Genomic DNA, 18,023 nt, shown 5'->3' with positions numbered 1-18,023 from the left:
CTGTTTGAATGCCTCAGAGTGGGTCCGACGGGTACGGCGGGGCGGGGTGAGGGTCATGGAAGTGTCCACTTCTAATGCGTAGTGGACACTATGGTTAGCGAGCTAAGAGGATGGAGGAAGATGGGTTGGCCGGGGGCTTACTTTCAGTTACCGGAGTGCGGGGTTTGTCGCTTGACATCGCGTTTTTTCGCGAGTTATATGACTGCCACGAAATGGGCGTTCGCGCGGCGGTTGCGCATCGCGCCAGCAATTGATGTCGGAGTTTCCTGTTTGTTCATTTCATAAAGAGGGGGCTGGTATGAATAAATCCGAACTGATCGATCAAATTGCTGCAGATGCCGACATTCCCAAGGCAACCGCAGGCCGCGTTCTCGATGCGGCGATCTCTGCCGTCAAACAGGCGCTCAAGACAGGTGGGAGCGTCACGCTGGTTGGCTTCGGTACGTTTCATGTCGGCAAACGTGCGGCGAGGACGGGACGCAACCCCAGGACTGGCGCGAGCATCAAGATCAAGTCCGCTAGGATCCCTAAATTTAGACCTGGAAAAGCATTGAAGGATGCGCTAAACTAATTGGCTATTGCTCTTGCGAGATTTGCAGGAAAAGTGGGTGCTTAGCTCAGTTGGTAGAGCGTCGCCCTTACAAGGCGAATGTCGGCGGTTCGACCCCGTCAGCACCCACCATGCAGCGGCAAGTAGTCTGTTTTCAGGAGTGGTAGTTCAGTTGGTTAGAATACCGGCCTGTCACGCCGGGGGTCGCGGGTTCGAGTCCCGTCCACTCCGCCACATACATGCTGCCTTGTGTCATAGGATGGCAGTCGAAAAAAGCCACGCCCGTGGCTTTTTTCGTTTTAGCCCCGCATGTTTTCGGCGGCGCAACGTCCGCTTCGTTCGCAGCAACTGAGGATCCAGAATGTTCGACGCTGTACGCAACAACAAGAAAATCGTTCAGATATTCCTGTTAATGATTACGCTCCCGTTTGCATTCTGGGGGGTCGATTCCTACGTTCGCAACATGGGCCGCGACAACGAACTTGCTTCGGTGGGCGGTACGCCAATCACCCCCGCCGAGTTCCAGCAGGCGCAGCGGGAACAGCAGGAGCGGATGCGCGCGGCCTTGGGTGCCACTTTCAATCCGGCGATGATGGAAACGCCCGAGGCGAGACGCGCCGTGCTCGAGAATCTCGTCAACCAGCGTCTGCTGGCTCTGGATGCCGCCAAGATGCGCCTTGCGGTGACCGACGATCGCATCCGGGACACCATCGCCGGCATCCAGGCGTTCCAGGAGAACGGCCACTTTTCGCTGCCGCGTTACGAGGCGATGCTGAAGGCGCAGGGAATGACCCAGGCCGTCTTCGAGTCGCGTCTGCGTCACGACCTGGCGCTGCAGCAGGTGCTGGGCGCGGTGGCCGAAGGGGTGATGGTTTCCCAGGGGTCGTCCGAGCAGATTTATTCGGTGCAGTTGGAAGAGCGCATGGTGAGCGAGGCGCGTTTCGCCGCGCCGCAGTACACGGCGGCGGTCAAGCTTGCCGATGATGCGGCGCAAAAATACTACGACGGCAATCGCAAGCAGTTCGAAGTGCCGGCGCAGGTTCGTGCCGAATATGTCGTCCTCGGCAAGGATGTCGTCGCCGAGCAGCTGGCGGTGAGCGACGCGGATGTGCGCAAGGAATACGACGCCCATCCCGAGCGATTCCGCCAGGGCGGCGAGCGCCGGGCCAGCCATATCTTGATTCAAGCCGACAAGTCGGCGTCTGCCGATGCGCTCAAGGCCGCGCGCGAGAAGGCCGAAGCGCTGCTCAAGCAGGTCCGCGCGAATCCGGCGGATTTCGAAAAGCTGGCCAAGGCTCATTCGCAGGATCCGGGTTCGGCGGAGAAGGGCGGGGATCTCGGCTTCTTCCCGCGCGGTGCGATGGTCAAGGCTTTCGAGGACACGACCTTCGCCCTGAGCAAGGAAGGCGAGATTTCCGACGTGGTGCAATCCGATTTCGGTTTCCACATCATCAAGCTGACTGGCGTGAAGGCCGAAAAGGTACGTCCGTTCGACGAAGTGAAGGGGGAGATCGCCGCTGAGCTCAAGCGTGGTGAGGCGGGCAAGAAATTCGCCGAACTGGTCGAAGGTTTCACCAACACGGTGTATGAGCAGTCCGACAGCCTGAAACCGACCGCTGACAAGTTCAAGCTTCCGCTGAAGACCACCGAGTGGCTGGCTCGCGATGGCAAGGCGCCGGCCCCGTTCGACAACGAGAAGCTGCGCGCCGAGCTGTTTTCGGACGACGCGGTGAAGAACAAGCGAAACACCAACGCCGTGGACGTGGGTAACAACACGATGGTGGCTGCGCGCGTGCTGGAGTTCAAGCCGGCGTCGGTGCGCCCCTTCGCCGAAGTAAAGGCTGCCATCGAGCAGGCGCTGACCACCGAGGAGGCCGTCAAGCTGGCCGAGAAGGAAGGTGAAGCCAAGTTGGCCCAGCTCAACAAGGGTGAGGCGGTGGATCTGCAGTGGTCGCCGGCCAAGCCGGCGCAGCGCAGCCTGCCGGGGGTGCCGCCCGAGATCATGCGCGCGGTGTTCCGTGCGCCCAGTGACAAGCTGCCGAGCTACGCCGGTGCGAAGGTGCCGGGCGCTGGCTATCTGCTGTTCCGGATCGAGAAGGTGACCCGTCCGACGGCCAGCGGCGACGATCCGCGTCTGAAGGCGATCAAGCAGCAGTACAGCCGGGTGCTGGCGGAGCAGGATTTCGCCGCTTACGTGGCGATGCTGCGCAAGCGTTACGACGTGAAGATCAATCTGGCTGCGCTGGAGGGTTCGAAGGACAAATAAGTCTGCGATTGTTGCGAATTCGACAACAATCGTTCGATGATTTGTCTGCTTGCAGGGGCGGATTGTCTGACTTGAACGAGTCGGGCAATTCGCCCTTGGTCATTTGGCGCCATCTCCGCGCGGGGGAAATCGGCTCACCGTAAGGCATGAGCGGACGGCTCGACGAAGCGAGCCGTGTGCGCCTGTTGCACCACTCGGCGGCGGCGCTTTACTTTTTGGGGGCACCGCTCTTTGATGGCGTCATCTGTCCGTTTCGCCGCACCGCCCCGATCCGTCCGCCCATGTCCGCTTCCGATCCGTCTTCCACGCCATCGCTCGTCAGTCGCTGGCCCCGCTCGATGCGGGCGCTCGCGCACCGCAACTTCCGGTTCTATTTTCTGGGGCATGCGGTATCCATCCTGGGGTCATGGATTCAGCAGGTGGCGCTGTCGTGGCTGGTGTATCGGCTCACGGGCTCGGCGGCCTTGCTGGGCGTGACCGCTTTTTGCGCACTTATCCCGCAGTTGCTGATCGGTCCGCTCGCCGGCGCGTGGATCGACAAGCAGGACAAGAAGAAGTGGCTGATCGGCGTGCAATCCCTGCTGGCCGTGCAGGCTTTCGGGATGGCCGCGCTGACCGTGCTCGACTGGGTCGGGACGCCGCTCATCGTGTCGATGTCGTTGATGCTCGGCGTGCTCAACAGTTTCGACACGCCGCTGCGCCAGTCGCTGATCAACAGCTTCGTCGGGCGTCTCGAGGATCTGCCCAACGCACTGGCGCTCAACGCGATGCTGTTCAACGCGAGCCGCTTTGTCGGCCCGCCTCTGGCTGGATTGCTGCTGGGCATCAGCTCGGAATCGGCGTGTTTTGCGATCAACGGCTTGTCTTTCGTGGCGCTGATCGTCGGCCTGGTCCGCATCCGGAGCACCCCGCCGGCACGGGCGAAGGGGTCGATGGGCGAGGTCTTCCGGGAGGGGGTGGGTTATCTCTGGCATACCTGGCCGGTGCGGATGCTGATCGTCACGCTCGCCGTCGTGAATCTTACTGCGTCGGCCTACGCGGTGCTTCTGCCGATCTTCGCCCGCGACATTTTCGGTGGCGATGCGCGTACCTTGGGCATGATCTGGGGCGCGGCCGGCTGCGGTGCATTCGTGGCGACGATCCTGCTGGCGCACACCCGGCAGGTTCGGGCGTTGGTGACGACGGTCGTTGGCGGAGCGGCGGCCAGCGCGGTTTCGCTGATCGTTTTTGCGCTGGCTGGCAGTCTGCCGTTGGCGATGCTGGCCATGGCGGGCGTCGGCTTCGGCATTTCGATCAGCAACGTGGCGATCAACATGCTGCTGCAGAGCATGGCGCCGGAGCGTCTACGCGGACGTGTGGTGTCGTTCTTCTCCTCCACGCGTTTCGGCTTCGATGCGCTGGGTGGATTGATTGCCGGTTTTCTCGCGGCCGGTCTGGGCGCGGGGCGCACGCTGTTGATCGAGGGTGTGGTGCTGGCGGCGTTCCTGGGCGTGGTGCTGAGCCGGCGTCGGCGCTTATTCGACGACGTGACGGCTCTGCACCCATAATCGGCGCCGGTGCGCCGCGCGTTGGGGGGGGCGTGGGGGCGATCCTGAAAAAACGCCGCCGCCGTAACACGGAGATGGTGACGAGCAGGGGCCGAGAGGTCGTATACTCGGAAGTTCATGAATTTTGGAGCCACCCATGCGTTACGGAGAGTTTGATACCGCTTCCCTCATGTACATCACCAACCGCCCCGATCTGGTGTTCGAGCGCGGCGAAGGTGCCTGGCTGTACGACCACAACGGCAAGCGTTATCTCGATTTCATCCAGGGCTGGGCGGTGAATTGCCTGGGCCACTGTCCGCCGGAGATCACCGACGCACTGGTGAAGCAGGCGAAGACGCTGCTCAACCCGAGCCCGGCTTTTTATAACGGCCCGATGGTCGAGCTTGCCGGCCTGCTCACCGCCCATTCGGTGTTCGACCGCGTTTTCTTCGCCAACACCGGTGCCGAGGCCAACGAAGGTGCAATCAAGCTGGCCCGCAAGTGGGGCAAGAAGCACCGCAACGGCGCCTACGAGATCATCACTTTCGACCATTCCTTCCACGGCCGCACGCTGGCGACGATGTCGGCGTCGGGCAAGGCGGGCTGGGACGTGATGTACGCGCCGCAGGTGCCGGGTTTTCCGAAAGCCGACCTCAACGACATCGCCTCCGTCGAGGCGCTCATCACCGACAAGACCGTCGCGGTGATGCTGGAGCCGGTGCAGGGCGAGGGCGGCGTGATTCCGGCTTCGCCCGCCTTCATGCAGGCGCTGCGCACGCTCACCCGCGAGCGGGGGATCCTGCTCATCGTCGATGAGGTGCAGGCCGGCATGGGCCGGACGGGTACCCTGTTCGCCTACGAGCAGTCGGGCATCGAGCCGGACATCATGACCCTCGGCAAGGGCATCGGCGGCGGCGTGCCGCTGGCCGCACTGCTGGCGACCGAAGCGGTCGCCTGTTTTGAAGCCGGCGAGCAGGGCGGCACCTACAACGGCAATCCGCTGATGACGGCGGTGGGCGTTGCGGTGATGAAGAAGCTGACGTCGGCCGGCTTCCTGGCGTCGGTGCGTGGCCGTGGCGAATACCTTGCACGGCGTCTGCTCGAACTGTCGGAGAAGCATGGCCTCAAGGGCGAGCGGGGCGTCGGCCTGCTGCGTGCGCTGATCCTCGACGACGAGCGCGGTCCGGCCATCGTCAAGGCTGCGCTGGAGATGTCGCCGCAGGGGCTGCTGCTCAACGCGCCGCGTCCCAACCTGCTGCGTTTCATGCCGGCACTCAACGTGAGCGAGGCGGAGATCGACATGATGATCGAGGCGCTCGATACGCTGCTGAAGAAGTAAGCCGTCGACGGCGGCCGCAACACCTCAAAAGGCGCCATTCGTGGCGCCTTTTTTTCGTCCCTGGGGTCAGGCCGGGTCGCCCGCCCGGTTCACGATCATGGCGCCCATCTCGATGGCCGGCACCGGCCGGGAGAAGTGATAGCCCTGGCCGACACCGCAGCCCAGCTCGGTGAGGATCGCGCACTGCTCGGCCGACTCGATGCCTTCGGCGATGGTCAGCAGCGACATGTCGCGGGCGATGCTGATGATCGCGCGGATAAGGGTGATGTCGTCGCGATTGCGATGCAGCTCCGACACGAAGGAACGGTCGATCTTCAGCACGTCGAAGCGGAAATTGCGCAGGTAGGACAAACTGGCGTAGCCGGTGCCGAAGTCGTCGAGCGACAGCATGATCCCGAGCTCGACGAGGCCTTCGAGGGTGCGCGCGATGCGCTCGTCGCGGTCGAGCAGCACGCTTTCGGTGACTTCGATCTCCAGCCGATCGGAGCTGAGGCCGTGGCGTTGCAGGGTGGCGCGCACGTTGGCGACGAAGTCGGGCTGGCGCAGCTGGGGCACGGCCACGTTCACGGCCATGCGGATCGGGGCGGCGCCCTCGGCATCCCAGGCGGCGAGCTGCCGACAGGCCTCATCGAGCACCCAGGCTCCGATCGGCACGATCAGGCCGGTATCCTCGGCCACCGGGATGAAGCGGTCCGGCGGCATCAGCGCCTCGCCGGCGGGCTGCCAGCGCAGCAGCACCTCGCAACCGACGATGCGCTGGCTGGCGAGGTTGAACTGGGGCTGGTAGTGCAGTACCAGCTCGCTGCGGTCCAGGGCGTGGCGCAGGCCGTTCTCGATGCGCAGGCGGTCGTTGGCCCACTGGTTGAAATCGGTGGTGAAGAACTGGAAATTGTTGCGGCCCAGATTCTTGGCGTGATACATCGCCGCGTCGGCGTTCTTGAGCAGGGTTTCGGTGTCGGCGCCGTTGTCCGGGTAAAGGGCGATGCCGATGCTGGGGGTGATGCGGAAATCGTGCTCCCGAACCAGATACGGTTCGGACAGGGTGCTGATGACCTTGCGGATCACCGGCAGGGCCTGGGCGGGCTGCTCAAGGCCGGTCAGTACGAGCGCGAACTCGTCGCCGCCGAGCCGGCTCACGGTGTCGCTCTGGCGCACCAGACGGCGCAGGCGGGCGGCCACTTCCTGCAGGATCTCGTCGCCCGTGGCGTGGCCGAGGGAGTCATTGACCGTCTTGAAGCGGTCCATGTCGATGACCAGCACGGCCACCCGTTTGCCCTCGCGCTCTGCGGCAGCGATGGCCTGGGTGAGCCGGTCGTTGAGCAGGGCACGGTTGGGCAGGCGGGTCAGCAGGTCGAATTCGACCAGCTGACGGATGCGTTCTTCGGCTTCCTTGCGCTCAGAGATGTCGAGGAAGGTGCCGATGTAATGCAGCACGGCCCCGGCCGCGTTGCGCACGCTGGAGATGTTGAGCAGCTCGGGATAAACGTGGCCGTCAACGCGGCGGTTCCAGATCTCGCCGCTCCACGTGCCGGTGTCGTTGATCGACTGCCACATGCTGCGGTAGAACTCGGCGTCGTGGCGGTGGGAGGCGAGCAGCCTGGGCGACTTGCCGATGACGTCCTCGGCGGCGTAGCCGGTGATCTGGCAGAACGACGGATTGACCGCCAGGATGTTGGCCCTGGCATCGGTGATGATGATGCCTTCCTTGCTCGTCTCGAAAACCCGGGCGGCCAGGTGCAGTTCGTCGGCCTGGCGTTCGAGCGTTTCGGCGTGGGCGTCGATATGGTGCTTGTAGGCGCGCAACTGGCGGCCCATCCAGCGCGAGAAGAAGAACGATGCGACGATCGCCAGGGTGAAGGCAGCGGCCGCGGCCAGCAAGATCGCTGGGACGTGGGCCGACAGCGAGCGCATCGTCTCGTCGCGCTCGGCGGTCACGGCGGCCTGCATCTCCTGCTCGAACACCGATGCGACGACCACGATGTTCCACGGGCGATAGGGTTGGACGTAGGACATGCGTTTGCTGACGGTGTCGGTGCCGCGGCGCAGCCAGGGGTATTCGAGCACGCCGCCGCCACGCCGGCCCAGTTCGAGCAATTCGCCGCGCACGCGCCTGACGTCGTCCGAGCCGACGGTTCGGTAATGCTGACCTTCGTGCTCGGGCCACTGGGCCTGCAGGAGCAGGCGCCCGTCGAGGCTCATCACACCGAAGCGGCCGGTCTCGCCGAACTTCCAGGCGCGCAGGCGCTCCAGGCCCTCCTTCAGCTGCGCCTGCTGCCAGCGATGCAGGTAGTCGCCCGTGCCGATGATCCAGTTGTAGGGTTTGAAGACCTTCACGAAGGCGAGCTTGTCGGCCATTTCGGCCGGTTGGTCGGGGGCGTACCAGCGGTAGGCGGAAAAGCCTTCGCCGCCGCCTTCGCGAACCGTTGCGACAAGCCCGCGCATGATGTAGTGGCCGGTGTCGTCCCGGTTGTCCCACAACGACTGGCCTTCGCGCTGGGGCGCGATCGGCAGCAGGACGCAGCGCCCCTCCATGTCGTCGATGAAGAAGTAGCCTGCGCCTTCGTCGAAGAAGCGCTGGGGCCGCAGCGCCTCGATGATCAGGCGTTTGACCTCGGCTTCGGTGTGGCGGCCGTGTTCGCGCGCGTAGATCGCCTCGGCGGTCTGGATGGCGGTCTCGACCCGCTCGCGCAGCGCCTTCCGGAGGACGGACTCGGTGCGCGAATGAACGAAATCCAGGTAGCCGATGGCTGCCGCCATTTCGGCGGAAAGGCGCTCCTGGCGCTTGACCGAGAAATTATGCTCGAGGCGGTCGAAGATGCGCTGGTGTTCGGACGCGCCGATCAGCAGGAAACTCGCCCCGAGCACCAGCGCCAGCACGATCACGACGATCATGGTCCCCGCCAGATGCAGGCGCGGCAGATTGCGATCGGTGACGTAAATCTTCATGGAAGGGGGCGTTGGGGGGGGACGATTTTTTTCTTGGGGCAAAAGCGCCGCTCTAGCGTCGGCGTCCAGCGCAGATTAACGGCACCGATCCCCGTGTCTAAAGTGCCGGAGTGTGCAATATTCCCGCACGAAGGCGCTGCTCGGCACGCCTTACCGGGCCAGCGGCAAGGCCGCGATGCCGCCAGCGTGGTTCGATCCGCAGCCCCACACCCACGTGGCCCTCGATGACGCCATCGAGCAGGGACGGCTGTTTTGCTACATGCTCAAGGCGCGTGCGGGCTGATTGCCCTCAAGGGCTGTCGGTCCACCGACGTTAACAGGCCGACGCCCGTAGCCGGCGTCCATAACCATGACAACGAGTCTGCCAGCCATGAACCCCACGCTCCCGCTCCCCGAGCGCCGTCGCATCCTGCTGCCGATCTTCGCGGTGATGGCCTTCCTGATCGCGCTGATCTGGGGGGCCGTGCTCTACAAGTCGGACGCCGAGGAAAAAATGGTGGTCCGCTCGATCTACACCGATAACCTCAATCTCGCGCGCGCCTTCGAGGAGCACACGATCCGCACCCTCAAGAGCGTCGACCAGGCGGTACTGTTCCTCAAGTTCCAGTACGAAAAGTACGGCGACAAAGTGAACATCGCCGAGTACGTGCGCGAGGGGATGATCATCAGCAGCATCTTCAACCAGCTCGGCGTCATCGACGAGCGGGGCATCTACATCCTGAGCAACTTGCCCAACCACAAGCAGATGGATTTGTCCGATCGGGAGCATTTCCGTGTTCATGTCGAGAAGGACACCAACCAGCTCTTCATCAGCAAGCCGGTGCTGGGCCGGGCCTCGGGGAAATGGTCGATCCAGATGACCCGGCGAATCAACAAGCCCGACGGCAGTTTTGGGGGCGTCGTGGTGATCTCGGTCGACCCGTTCTATTTCTCCGATTTCTATAGCGGCGTCGATCTGGGCAAGGGCAGCGTGGTGTCGCTGATCGGGCGCGACGGCATCGTGCGGGCGCGGCGGGCGGGAGACGACAGCAAGGTCGGTCAGAACATCAGCAACGGGCCGCTGCTGCCGAGCGTGGCCGAGCGACCGACCGGGAGCTTTCACACCACCAGCGTTTCGGACGGGATCACGCGGCTCTACAGCTACCGCGCACTGACCGAATATCCGCTCATCGTCACCGTCGGCGTCGCCGAGGACGTGGCGATGACCGAATTCCGCGACCGGCGACGGGGTTACTTCATGTATGCCGGTGCCACCAGCGTGGTGGTGCTGCTGTTCGGCGCCATTGCGGTGCGCCTGCTCGATCGCCAGTTCCGGATCGCCGCGGCGCTACGGGAGAGTCAGATCAAGGCCGAATCCGCCAACCGCATGAAATCCGAGTTCCTGGCCTCCATGTCCCACGAGTTGCGCACGCCCCTCAACGGCATCATGGGCTACGCCGAGCTGCTGCGCGAAACCAGTGACGACGAGAACAAGGAGTTCGCCGGGGTGATCCTCGAGAGCAGCCACCATCTGCTCGATCTGGTCAATTCGATTCTCGATCTGGCCAAGATCGAGTCCGGCAAGATGGAGCTGATGCTCAACCCCGAGCCCCTGCGACCGCTCATCGACAAGGCGGTGCGCACCCACCGCGCGGCGGCGGCGGCCAAGGGGCTGGCGCTGAAGCTGACGCTGGCGCCGGCGCTCCCCGACACCTTCGTCTGCGACGCCACCCGGGTGGTGCAGATCGTGAACAACCTGTTGAGCAACGCGATCAAGTTCACCGACCACGGTCAGATCGAAGTGCGCGTAGCGCCCGAGGCCTCGCAGCTGGTCATTGCCGTGACCGACAGCGGCTGCGGGATTTCCGCCGACATGTTGCCCCACGTCTTCGAGCGCTTCCGGCAGGTGGATAACTTCCTCACCCGCCGTCATCAGGGCACCGGCCTCGGGCTGGCGCTGGTCAAGGAGCTGGTCGAGCTGATGGGGGGCGAGGTGAGCGTCAGCTCGGTGGTGGAGCAGGGCACCGTGTTCGTCGTGCGTCTGCCCCTGACCGCTTGAGCGGGCGAGCCCGCTTAGCAGGACAAGCACTCCACCGGACTGCGGATTGCGGCGCAGCCCGACGGCGTGGGGACTGAATGGGCTGCGGCTTACTCGCCGCGTAACCCGGCCGCTTGCGATCGACCCGGCGCCGGCTTGCCCTTGCGGGCCCGTTTGCCGAGCCACGGTGCCCAGTCCTTGGGTTCGACGCTGACCTCCACCGCCTTGCCGCCGCGGGTCGCGGCGAGCAGGGTCAGCCGTTCGCGGGCGACGCAGGTGGCGCCCAGGGTTTCGCCGTCCTCCAGCGCCATGATGATGACCCCACGGCCGCCGCCCGAGAGGGCCTTCATCTGGTCGAGGGTGAAGATCAGCAGCTTGCCGCCCGACGACAGGGCCGCCAGATGCTGCCCGTCGGCCGCATCGAAAAGCACCGGCGCAAGCAGTTTCCCGCCGGCGTCGAGGCTAACGAACTGCTTGCCGGCACGCTTGGTGGCCATCATGTCGCCCAGGCTGCAGACGAAGCCGTAGCCGTCGCTGCTGGCGAGCAGCACGCGCTTGTCGACAGGGCCGGCGAGCACATGGGCGATCTTCGCGCCGCTGGGCAGCTCGACGAAGGAGGCCAGCGGCGCGCCGTTGCCACGCCCGTCGGGCAGCACCGACACCGCCACGGTCAGCGCCCGGCCGCCGTCGGTGAGGGCCACCAGCGAATCCACGCTGCGGCACTCGAAGGCGCTGCCGAGGCGGTCGCCGTCCTTGAAAGCCACGTTGGCCAGATCGACGCCGTGACCGCTGCGGCAGCGTACCCAGCCTTTTTCCGAGACGATGACCGTCACCGGCTCGTCCACCACCGTCTGGGTAACGCCGGCGCGGGCGGCTTCCTCGACCAGCGTGCGGCGCGCGTCGCCGTACTTGGCGGCGTCGGCGCGGATCTCCTTGATGACCAGCCGGCGCAGCTTGCCCTCGTCGGCGAGCAGCGCTTCGAGCTCGGTCTTTTCACCACGCAGTTCGGCCAGCTCGCGTTCGATCTTGATGCCCTCAAGGCGGGCGAGCTGACGCAGACGGATTTCGAGGATGTCCTCGGCCTGCCGGTCGGAGAGATCGAAACGGGCGATCAGCGCGGCCTTGGGGTCGTCCGACTCGCGGATGATGCGGATCACCTCGTCGATGTTGAGGAAGACGGTGTGCCGCCCTTCGAGGATGTGGATGCGGTCGTCCACCTGGCCGAGGCGATGGGCGGTGCGACGGCGCACCGTCTTGACGCGGAAGCGGCCCCACTCGTGGAGGATGTCGGCGAGGCTTTTCTGGCCCGGCCGACCGTCCAGGCCGATCATCACCAGGTTGATCGACGCCGAGGTCTCGAGGCTGGTGTGGGACAGCAGCAGGTTGGCGAACTCGGCCACGTCCTGGTTGCGGCTCTTGGGTTCGAAGACGAGGCGCACCGGCGCGTCCTTGCCCGATTCGTCGCGCACCCGGTCGAGGGCGCCGAGCATCAGCGCCTTGAGCTGGGCCTGGTCGGCGTCGATGGATTTCTTGCCGGTCTTGGGCTGCGGGTTGGTGAGGGTTTCGACCTCGAACAGCACCTTCTGGGCCGACACGCCCGGCGGCAGTTCGGTGACGACGAGCTGCCACTGGCCACGGGCGAGGTCCTCGACCACCCAGCGGGCGCGCAGCTTGAGGCTGCCGCGGCCGGTCTCGTAGGCGCTGCGGATGTCGGCCGCCGGCGAGATGATCTGGCCGCCGCCGGGATAGTCCGGCCCCTTGATGTGGGTCATCAGGTCGGCGACGGTGGCGGCCGGGTGCTCGATGGCTTGAATCGCCGCGTCGGCCACTTCGCGCAGGTTATGCGACGGAATCTCGGTGGCCATGCCCACCGCGATGCCGGAGGCGCCGTTGAGCAGCACGAAGGGCAGGCGGGCCGGCAGCAGCTGCGGTTCCTCGAAGGCGCCGTCGTAGTTGGGGCGGAAATCGACGGTGCCGCGGTCGATCTCCGAGAGCAGTAGCTCGGCGATTGGGGTCAGGCGGCATTCGGTGTAGCGCATTGCCGCGGCCGAGTCGCCATCGCGGGAGCCGAAGTTGCCCTGGCCATCGACCAACGGATAGCGCAGCGAGAAATCCTGCGCCACCCGGACCATCGCGTCATACACGCTGGAGTCGCCGTGGGGGTGGTACTTGCCGATCACGTCGCCCACCACGCGGGCCGATTTGACGTGCTTGCTCCCCGGCGCGAGGCGCATCTCGTTCATCGCGTAGAGGATGCGGCGCTGCACGGGCTTGAGGCCGTCCTCCACCTGCGGCAGGGCACGGGCCTTCACGACGCTCATGGCGTAGGCGAGATAGGCGCGCTCGGCGTACAGATCGAGGGGCAGGGTGTCGTCGCTGCCGAGCAGCGGTGCGGACGGCGGCGCGGGCGGCTCGCCACCGCCGGAAGCGGGCGCGTCGGGCGGGGTGTCGAAGAGATCCGGAGTGTCGTTCATGGTGCGGCGCCGAGGCGCGACGGGGGTTGCGAGAAACGGCGGCAAAAATACCACAGACGACGCCTGCACAAAGGGCGAAACCATCGACGGGAACCCTATTTCAGGCGCAGGGCCACGCGCCGAGCCGGCCCGCCCCGCCGTCAGCCCGGCGGGGCGCCGCGTGGCGGGCGGCGGCGGGGCTGATCAGGCGCTGCGACGCACCCCGTGGACCACCATCTCGACCAGTTCGGCGGCGAGGTTGGTGGCGCCCTGGGCGCCGCGCAGGGCGGCCTCCCGTCGATGCTCGGGCGCGCGGGAGCTGGCGTAGATGAAGAAGGGCGTGCGCTGGTCGGTGGCTCGTACGGCTTCGAGCAGCACGTAGCCTTCCTTCGGTCCTTCCTTGCGGCCCATGTCCGAGATGATCGCGGCAAAGTCGCCGGCCGCCAGTGCGGCGAGCGCTTCGGCGGTGGAGCGGGCGAGGACGAAGCTGAACCCCATCGCTTCCATCGTCTTGCGCTCGTAGATGTTGTTGTCCGGGCGATCGTCCACCCACAGGATGCGGGCGTGCGCATCGCCACTGTCGGACGTGGTCAGGGATTCGGCGACCTGGAATCCGGCCAGAACCTTGCCCGCAACGCCGGTGGCGGCGTTCTGCAGTTCGTCGAAGTCGCGGGGCGGCTGGCGCTCCTTGAACTCCGCTGCGGCCAGCGAGACCGCGCCGACGATGATCTTCTGCAGTTGTTCGATGCTGAGGTGACCCACCGTGCCGTCCCGCTCGGCGACCGCCGCCGTGGGGTTTTCGGGGGCGCTGACGAGCTCCTTCGCGCGGGCGCACACCTTGGGAATCTCGCGCTCCCACACGTCGCCCTGGACGATGGAGGGCAACTCCGCTTCGGGCAGGGAAGATTCTGCCAGGTACACGATGATCGGCTTGCCGGCGCCCCAGAAGGCACCCAGCTCGGACCCGCACCAGCTCGACGCGACGGCATGCCGGGTGGCGATGAAGATGCAGGCCTGGCAGTTGCCCACCGCGGCGCGCAATTGTTCCCGCAGCGACGCGCCGGGCTTGATCTCGGCGGGATTCCAGTAATCGACGCCGCAATAGCCGAGAAAGGCGACGACGTTGTTGAACTCGGGCTTGTTCTCGAACGAGTGGCTGATGAACACCGGCATGGCCTGTCTCCTCCCTGGCGACCCTTTCAAGTTAGACCGGAATTCGTCCGGCCGCCGCCCCGATCATGCGTCCGGAATCGACGCCGGCGTCCTGCCTCAGCGGCAGGCCAGCTGGAAGGTGGCGCGGATGGCGGCTTCGTCGAGGCGGCGGCCGATGATGACGATGGTGGTGTCGCGGGTTTCACCGGGCGCCCATTCGCGGCCGTAGTCGAAGCCGGTGATGCGGTGCACCCCCTGGAAGACGAGGCGGCGCGTCTCGCCGCGTACCGCGAGCACGCCCTTGTAACGCAGCATGTCGTTACCGCTTTTCAGCAGCAGCTCCTCGACGAAGCCGCCCATCAGGCCCACGTCCACAGCGCCGGGGTGGTGAAGCACCAGGGAGGCGATGTCGTCGTCGTGGCGCACGAAGCTGCGGTGACGGCCGCCGCCGCGATTGAGGCCGGACGGATTGGCGGCCGCCAGGAAGCCCGGCGTGGTCTCCAGCACGTCGTTGAGCACGAAGGCGTCGAGGGCGAAGAGCGCGGCCACCTCGGCGGCATCTTGCGGAACGTCGATGATCGGGGCGCGCAGGTTGATGCGCGCGAGGCGGCTGCGCAGGGCGTCCAGGGCGTCGTCGCCGACGCCGTCGGTCTTGGTCAGCAGCACCCGGTCGGCAAAGCCGATCTGGGCGGCGGCGACGCGGTGCTCGTCGAGCTGGCGCGGGGCGTGGAGGGCATCCACCACGGTGAGGATGCCGTCGAGCTCGTAGCGGTCGCGTACGCCCTCGTCCACGAAGAAGGCCTGGGCAACGGGGGCCGGGTCGGCGAGGCCGGTGGTCTCGAGCACCAGGTGGTCGAAGTCCAGTTCGCCACGGGCGCGGCGGTCGGCCAGGTCGGTCAGCGCGATGGACAGTTCGCCGCGCACGCTGCAGCAGATGCAGCCATCGGTCAGTTCCACCACTTCCACCGCCGGGCTGCCGGCGATCAGGCCGCCGTCGATGCCCACGGCACCGAACTCGTTCTCGAGCACCGCCACGCGCCGCGCCGGCTGGCTGGCGAGGTAGCGGTTGAGCAGGGTCGTCTTGCCGGCCCCGAGGAAGCCGGTCAGGATCGTCGCGCGGATCGGCGGACGGGGAATGGCGAGGGGATTGGTCATGGTCGTTCAGATGAGGCGAGGAGGGCCCCGGCGGCGGGCGGGGCCGGGCATTCTACATGCGGGTGAGGACATGCCGCCGCCACGATTCGGCAGGGCGGAGGCGGCGGATGGCCCGTGGAGCGACGGGTCGGGACATTCGCCCGTCGCAGGGTGGCCGAATCGGGTCGTGGCCGTCAGCAGCAGCGCCCGGGGCGCCCGTCGGCGCCGCCGTAACGGGCCTCCTGGCGTTCCCGGAAGAAGGCCTCGTAGCTCATCACCGGCTGGTCGGGGTGAGTGAGGCGCATGTGCTGGACGTAGGTGTCGTAGTCGGGCACGCCCACCATCAGGCGGGCGGCCTGTCCGAGGTACTTGCCCATGCGGGCGAGATCGGAAAACACGTGGTGTCCTCAGCCCTGGGCCGGAATCGGCGCGTAGGGCGTCTCGACGGTGGTGGGCTTGCCGTTGCCCAGCGCACGCCGGCAGGCCGGAATGGCGTAGATCAGGATGCTGATGACCAGCAGCATGAACAGGCCCGACAGTGCCGCGTCGATGTAGTTGTTGAAGACGATCTGGTGCATCTGTTCCAGCGACTTGGCTGGCGCCAGCACTTCGCCGCGGTCGATGCCCGCCTGGTATTTGTGGGCGTTGGCGAGGAAGCCGATCTTCGGGTTGTCGTGGAAGATCTTCTGCCAGCCGGCGGTGAGGGTGCAGGTGAGCAGCCAGACGGTGGGCACGACGGTGACCCAGGCGAAGCGCTCGCGCTTCATCTTGAACAACACCACGGTGGCGAGGGTCAGCGCGACGCCGGCCAGCATCTGGTTGGCGATGCCGAACAGCGGCCACAGGGTGTTGATGCCACCGAGCGGGTCGACCACGCCCTGGTACAGGAAGTAGCCCCATGCGGCCACGCACAGGGCGGTGGCGACGAGGCTGGCGAAGATGGAATCCATCTTGCGCATGGACGGCACGAAGGTGCCCATCAGATCCTGCAGCATGAAGCGCCCGGCGCGGGTGCCGGCATCGACGGCGGTGAGGATGAACAGCGCTTCGAAAAGGATCGCGAAGTGGTACCAGAAGGCCATCATCGTCTTGCCGCCGAGGGCGTTGGAGAGGATGTGGGCCATGCCGACGGCCAGGGTCGGGGCGCCGCCGGCGCGGGAGATGATGGTCTTCTCGCCCACGTCCTGGGCCGTCTGGAGCAGCATTTCGGGGGTGACCACGAAGCCCCACTGGCTGATGGCCAGGGCCGCGCTTTCGGCGGTCTTGCCGATCACCGCGGCCGGGCTGTTCATCGCGAAGTACACGCCGGGCTCGATGACCGAGGCGGCCACCAGCGCCATGATCGCCACGAAGGACTCCATGAGCATGCCGCCGTAGCCGATCAGGCGGGCGTTCTTCTCGTTATCCAGCAGCTTGGGCGTGGTGCCCGACGAGATCAGGGCGTGGAAGCCCGACACCGCGCCGCAGGCGATGGTGATGAACAGGAACGGGAACAGGCTGCCCGACCACACCGGGCCGGTGCCGTCGATGAACTTGGTGAGGGCCGGCATCTGCAGGTTCGGGGCCACCAGGGCGATGCCGATGGCGAGGCCGACGATGGTGCCGATCTTGAGGAAGGTGGACAGGTAGTCCCGTGGCGCCAGCAGCAGCCACACCGGCAGCACCGAGGCGACGAAGCCGTAGCCGATCAGCAGCCAGGTGAGCTGCTTGCCATCAAACGTGAACAGCGGGCCCCAGGTGGGGCTGGCGGCGATGTCGCCGCCGTAGATGATCGAGGCCATCAGCAGCACGAAGCCGATGATCGACATCTCGCCGATGCGGCCCGGGCGGATGTAGCGGCTATACACGCCCATCAAGAGCGCGATGGGGATGGTGGCGGCGACGGTGAACATGCCCCACGGCGATTCGGCCAGGGCCTTGACGACGATCAGCGCCAGCACCGCGAGGATGATGACCATGATCATGAAGGTGCCGAACAGCGCGATCACGCCGGGCACCGGGCCGAGCTCGGATTTGACCAGGTCGCCCAGGGAGCGGCCGTCGCGGCGGGTGGAGATGAACAGGACCATGAAATCCTGCACCGCGCCGGCGAACACCACGCCGGCGAGGATCCACAGCATCCCCGGCAGGTAGCCCATCTGCGCGGCGAGCACCGGGCCGACCAGCGGGCCGGCGCCGGCGATGGCGGCGAAGTGGTGGCCGAACAGCACGTATTTGTTGGTCGGCACGTAGTCCAGGCCGTCGTTGTGACGCAGGGCCGGGGTCATGCGGGTGGGGTCGAGTTCCATCACCTTGTCGGCGATGAAGAGGCTGTAGTACCGGTAGGCGATGAGGTAGGTGCACACCGCGGCGATGACCAGCCACAGGGCGTTGATGGTCTCTCCGCGGTTGAGGGCGACAATGGCGGTGGCGCCGGCGCCCAGCAGGGCAACGGCGGCCCACCCCAGGTGACGCTGGATGGAGTTCATGGTTTTCCTCTTTTCTTGTTGGCGGAAGCGGAAAGGCCCGGCCGACGGGAAAGATGAAGCAACAGTTCGGGGCGACGCTGCGCGGGGAGCTGCACTGGATCTCACGCGAGGACGGGACACAACCCGCTGGAGGCCGACCCCGCAGCCCGACCGCGGGATCGCCTTTGGCGAA

General features: G+C 65.8%; 12 protein-coding genes and 2 tRNA genes. 8 read left to right on the top strand and 6 right to left on the bottom strand.

Going from position 1 to position 18,023, the window contains the following annotated elements; all coding sequences use genetic code 11:
* Positions 1 to 298: 298 nt before the first annotated feature.
* From ACE3P2_RS14300 to ACE3P2_RS14275, 6 genes are all read left to right on the top strand, one after another.
* The gene (locus ACE3P2_RS14300; protein WP_374265601.1) at positions 299 to 571 is read left to right on the top strand and encodes an HU family DNA-binding protein; all 273 of its coding nucleotides are present in this window, start codon (positions 299 to 301) and stop codon (positions 569 to 571) included.
* A 35-nt stretch (positions 572 to 606) separates the two neighbouring features.
* A tRNA-Val gene (locus tag ACE3P2_RS14295) sits at positions 607 to 682 on the top strand.
* A 25-nt stretch (positions 683 to 707) separates the two neighbouring features.
* Positions 708 to 784: transfer RNA gene (locus tag ACE3P2_RS14290), tRNA-Asp, on the top strand.
* Between the two features lie 127 nt (positions 785 to 911).
* Positions 912 to 2,816 carry a SurA N-terminal domain-containing protein gene (locus tag ACE3P2_RS14285; protein ID WP_374265599.1) on the top strand — a complete coding sequence of 635 codons (1,905 nt, stop codon included), beginning with the start codon at positions 912 to 914 and terminating at the stop codon, positions 2,814 to 2,816.
* 146 nt (positions 2,817 to 2,962) lie between these two features.
* Positions 2,963 to 4,363 (top strand): MFS transporter, encoded by a 1,401-nt coding sequence (locus tag ACE3P2_RS14280; RefSeq protein WP_374265597.1) that lies wholly within the window; start codon positions 2,963 to 2,965, stop codon positions 4,361 to 4,363.
* Positions 4,364 to 4,499: 136 nt separating this feature from the next.
* On the top strand, positions 4,500 to 5,681 hold the full coding sequence (locus tag ACE3P2_RS14275; protein WP_374265595.1) for an acetylornithine transaminase: 1,182 nt from the start codon (positions 4,500 to 4,502) through the stop codon (positions 5,679 to 5,681).
* Between the two features lie 66 nt (positions 5,682 to 5,747).
* Here ACE3P2_RS14275 and ACE3P2_RS14270 read toward each other — a convergent pair whose 3' ends face one another.
* The gene (locus ACE3P2_RS14270) at positions 5,748 to 8,627 is read right to left on the bottom strand and encodes an EAL domain-containing protein (RefSeq protein WP_374265593.1); all 2,880 of its coding nucleotides are present in this window, start codon (positions 8,625 to 8,627) and stop codon (positions 5,748 to 5,750) included.
* Positions 8,628 to 8,739: 112 nt separating this feature from the next.
* On the opposite strand from ACE3P2_RS14270, the gene ACE3P2_RS14265 reads away from it, so the two are divergent.
* Together ACE3P2_RS14265 and ACE3P2_RS14260 are read left to right on the top strand one after the other, a co-directional pair.
* Complete coding sequence (locus ACE3P2_RS14265) at positions 8,740 to 8,910, top strand: hypothetical protein (RefSeq protein WP_374265591.1); 171 nt, start codon at positions 8,740 to 8,742, stop codon at positions 8,908 to 8,910.
* An 87-nt stretch (positions 8,911 to 8,997) separates the two neighbouring features.
* Entirely contained in the window at positions 8,998 to 10,665 is a 1,668-nt protein-coding gene (locus ACE3P2_RS14260; RefSeq protein ID WP_374265589.1) for an ATP-binding protein, read from the top strand.
* An 89-nt stretch (positions 10,666 to 10,754) separates the two neighbouring features.
* Here ACE3P2_RS14260 and parC read toward each other — a convergent pair whose 3' ends face one another.
* The 5 genes from parC to ACE3P2_RS14235 form a co-directional block, all read right to left on the bottom strand.
* The gene (gene parC, locus ACE3P2_RS14255; protein ID WP_374265587.1) at positions 10,755 to 13,118 is read right to left on the bottom strand and encodes a DNA topoisomerase IV subunit A; all 2,364 of its coding nucleotides are present in this window, start codon (positions 13,116 to 13,118) and stop codon (positions 10,755 to 10,757) included.
* Positions 13,119 to 13,301: 183 nt separating this feature from the next.
* Positions 13,302 to 14,270, bottom strand: coding sequence for a toll/interleukin-1 receptor domain-containing protein (locus tag ACE3P2_RS14250; protein WP_374265585.1), 969 nt, complete (start codon positions 14,268 to 14,270; stop codon positions 13,302 to 13,304).
* Positions 14,271 to 14,366: 96 nt separating this feature from the next.
* Positions 14,367 to 15,404 carry a GTP-binding protein gene (locus ACE3P2_RS14245; RefSeq protein WP_374265583.1) on the bottom strand — a complete coding sequence of 346 codons (1,038 nt, stop codon included), beginning with the start codon at positions 15,402 to 15,404 and terminating at the stop codon, positions 14,367 to 14,369.
* A gap of 173 nt (positions 15,405 to 15,577) precedes the next feature.
* Positions 15,578 to 15,781, bottom strand: a complete 204-nt coding sequence (locus tag ACE3P2_RS14240) for a YbdD/YjiX family protein (protein ID WP_374265581.1) — start codon at positions 15,779 to 15,781, stop codon at positions 15,578 to 15,580.
* A 9-nt stretch (positions 15,782 to 15,790) separates the two neighbouring features.
* Positions 15,791 to 17,851 (bottom strand): carbon starvation CstA family protein, encoded by a 2,061-nt coding sequence (locus tag ACE3P2_RS14235; protein WP_374265579.1) that lies wholly within the window; start codon positions 17,849 to 17,851, stop codon positions 15,791 to 15,793.
* Positions 17,852 to 18,023 lie beyond the last annotated feature (172 nt).

The organism is Zoogloea sp. (assembly GCF_041911615.1).
Classification (GTDB): Bacteria; Pseudomonadota; Gammaproteobacteria; order Burkholderiales; family Rhodocyclaceae; genus Zoogloea.
This window is presented reverse-complemented; position numbering and strand designations above follow the sequence as displayed.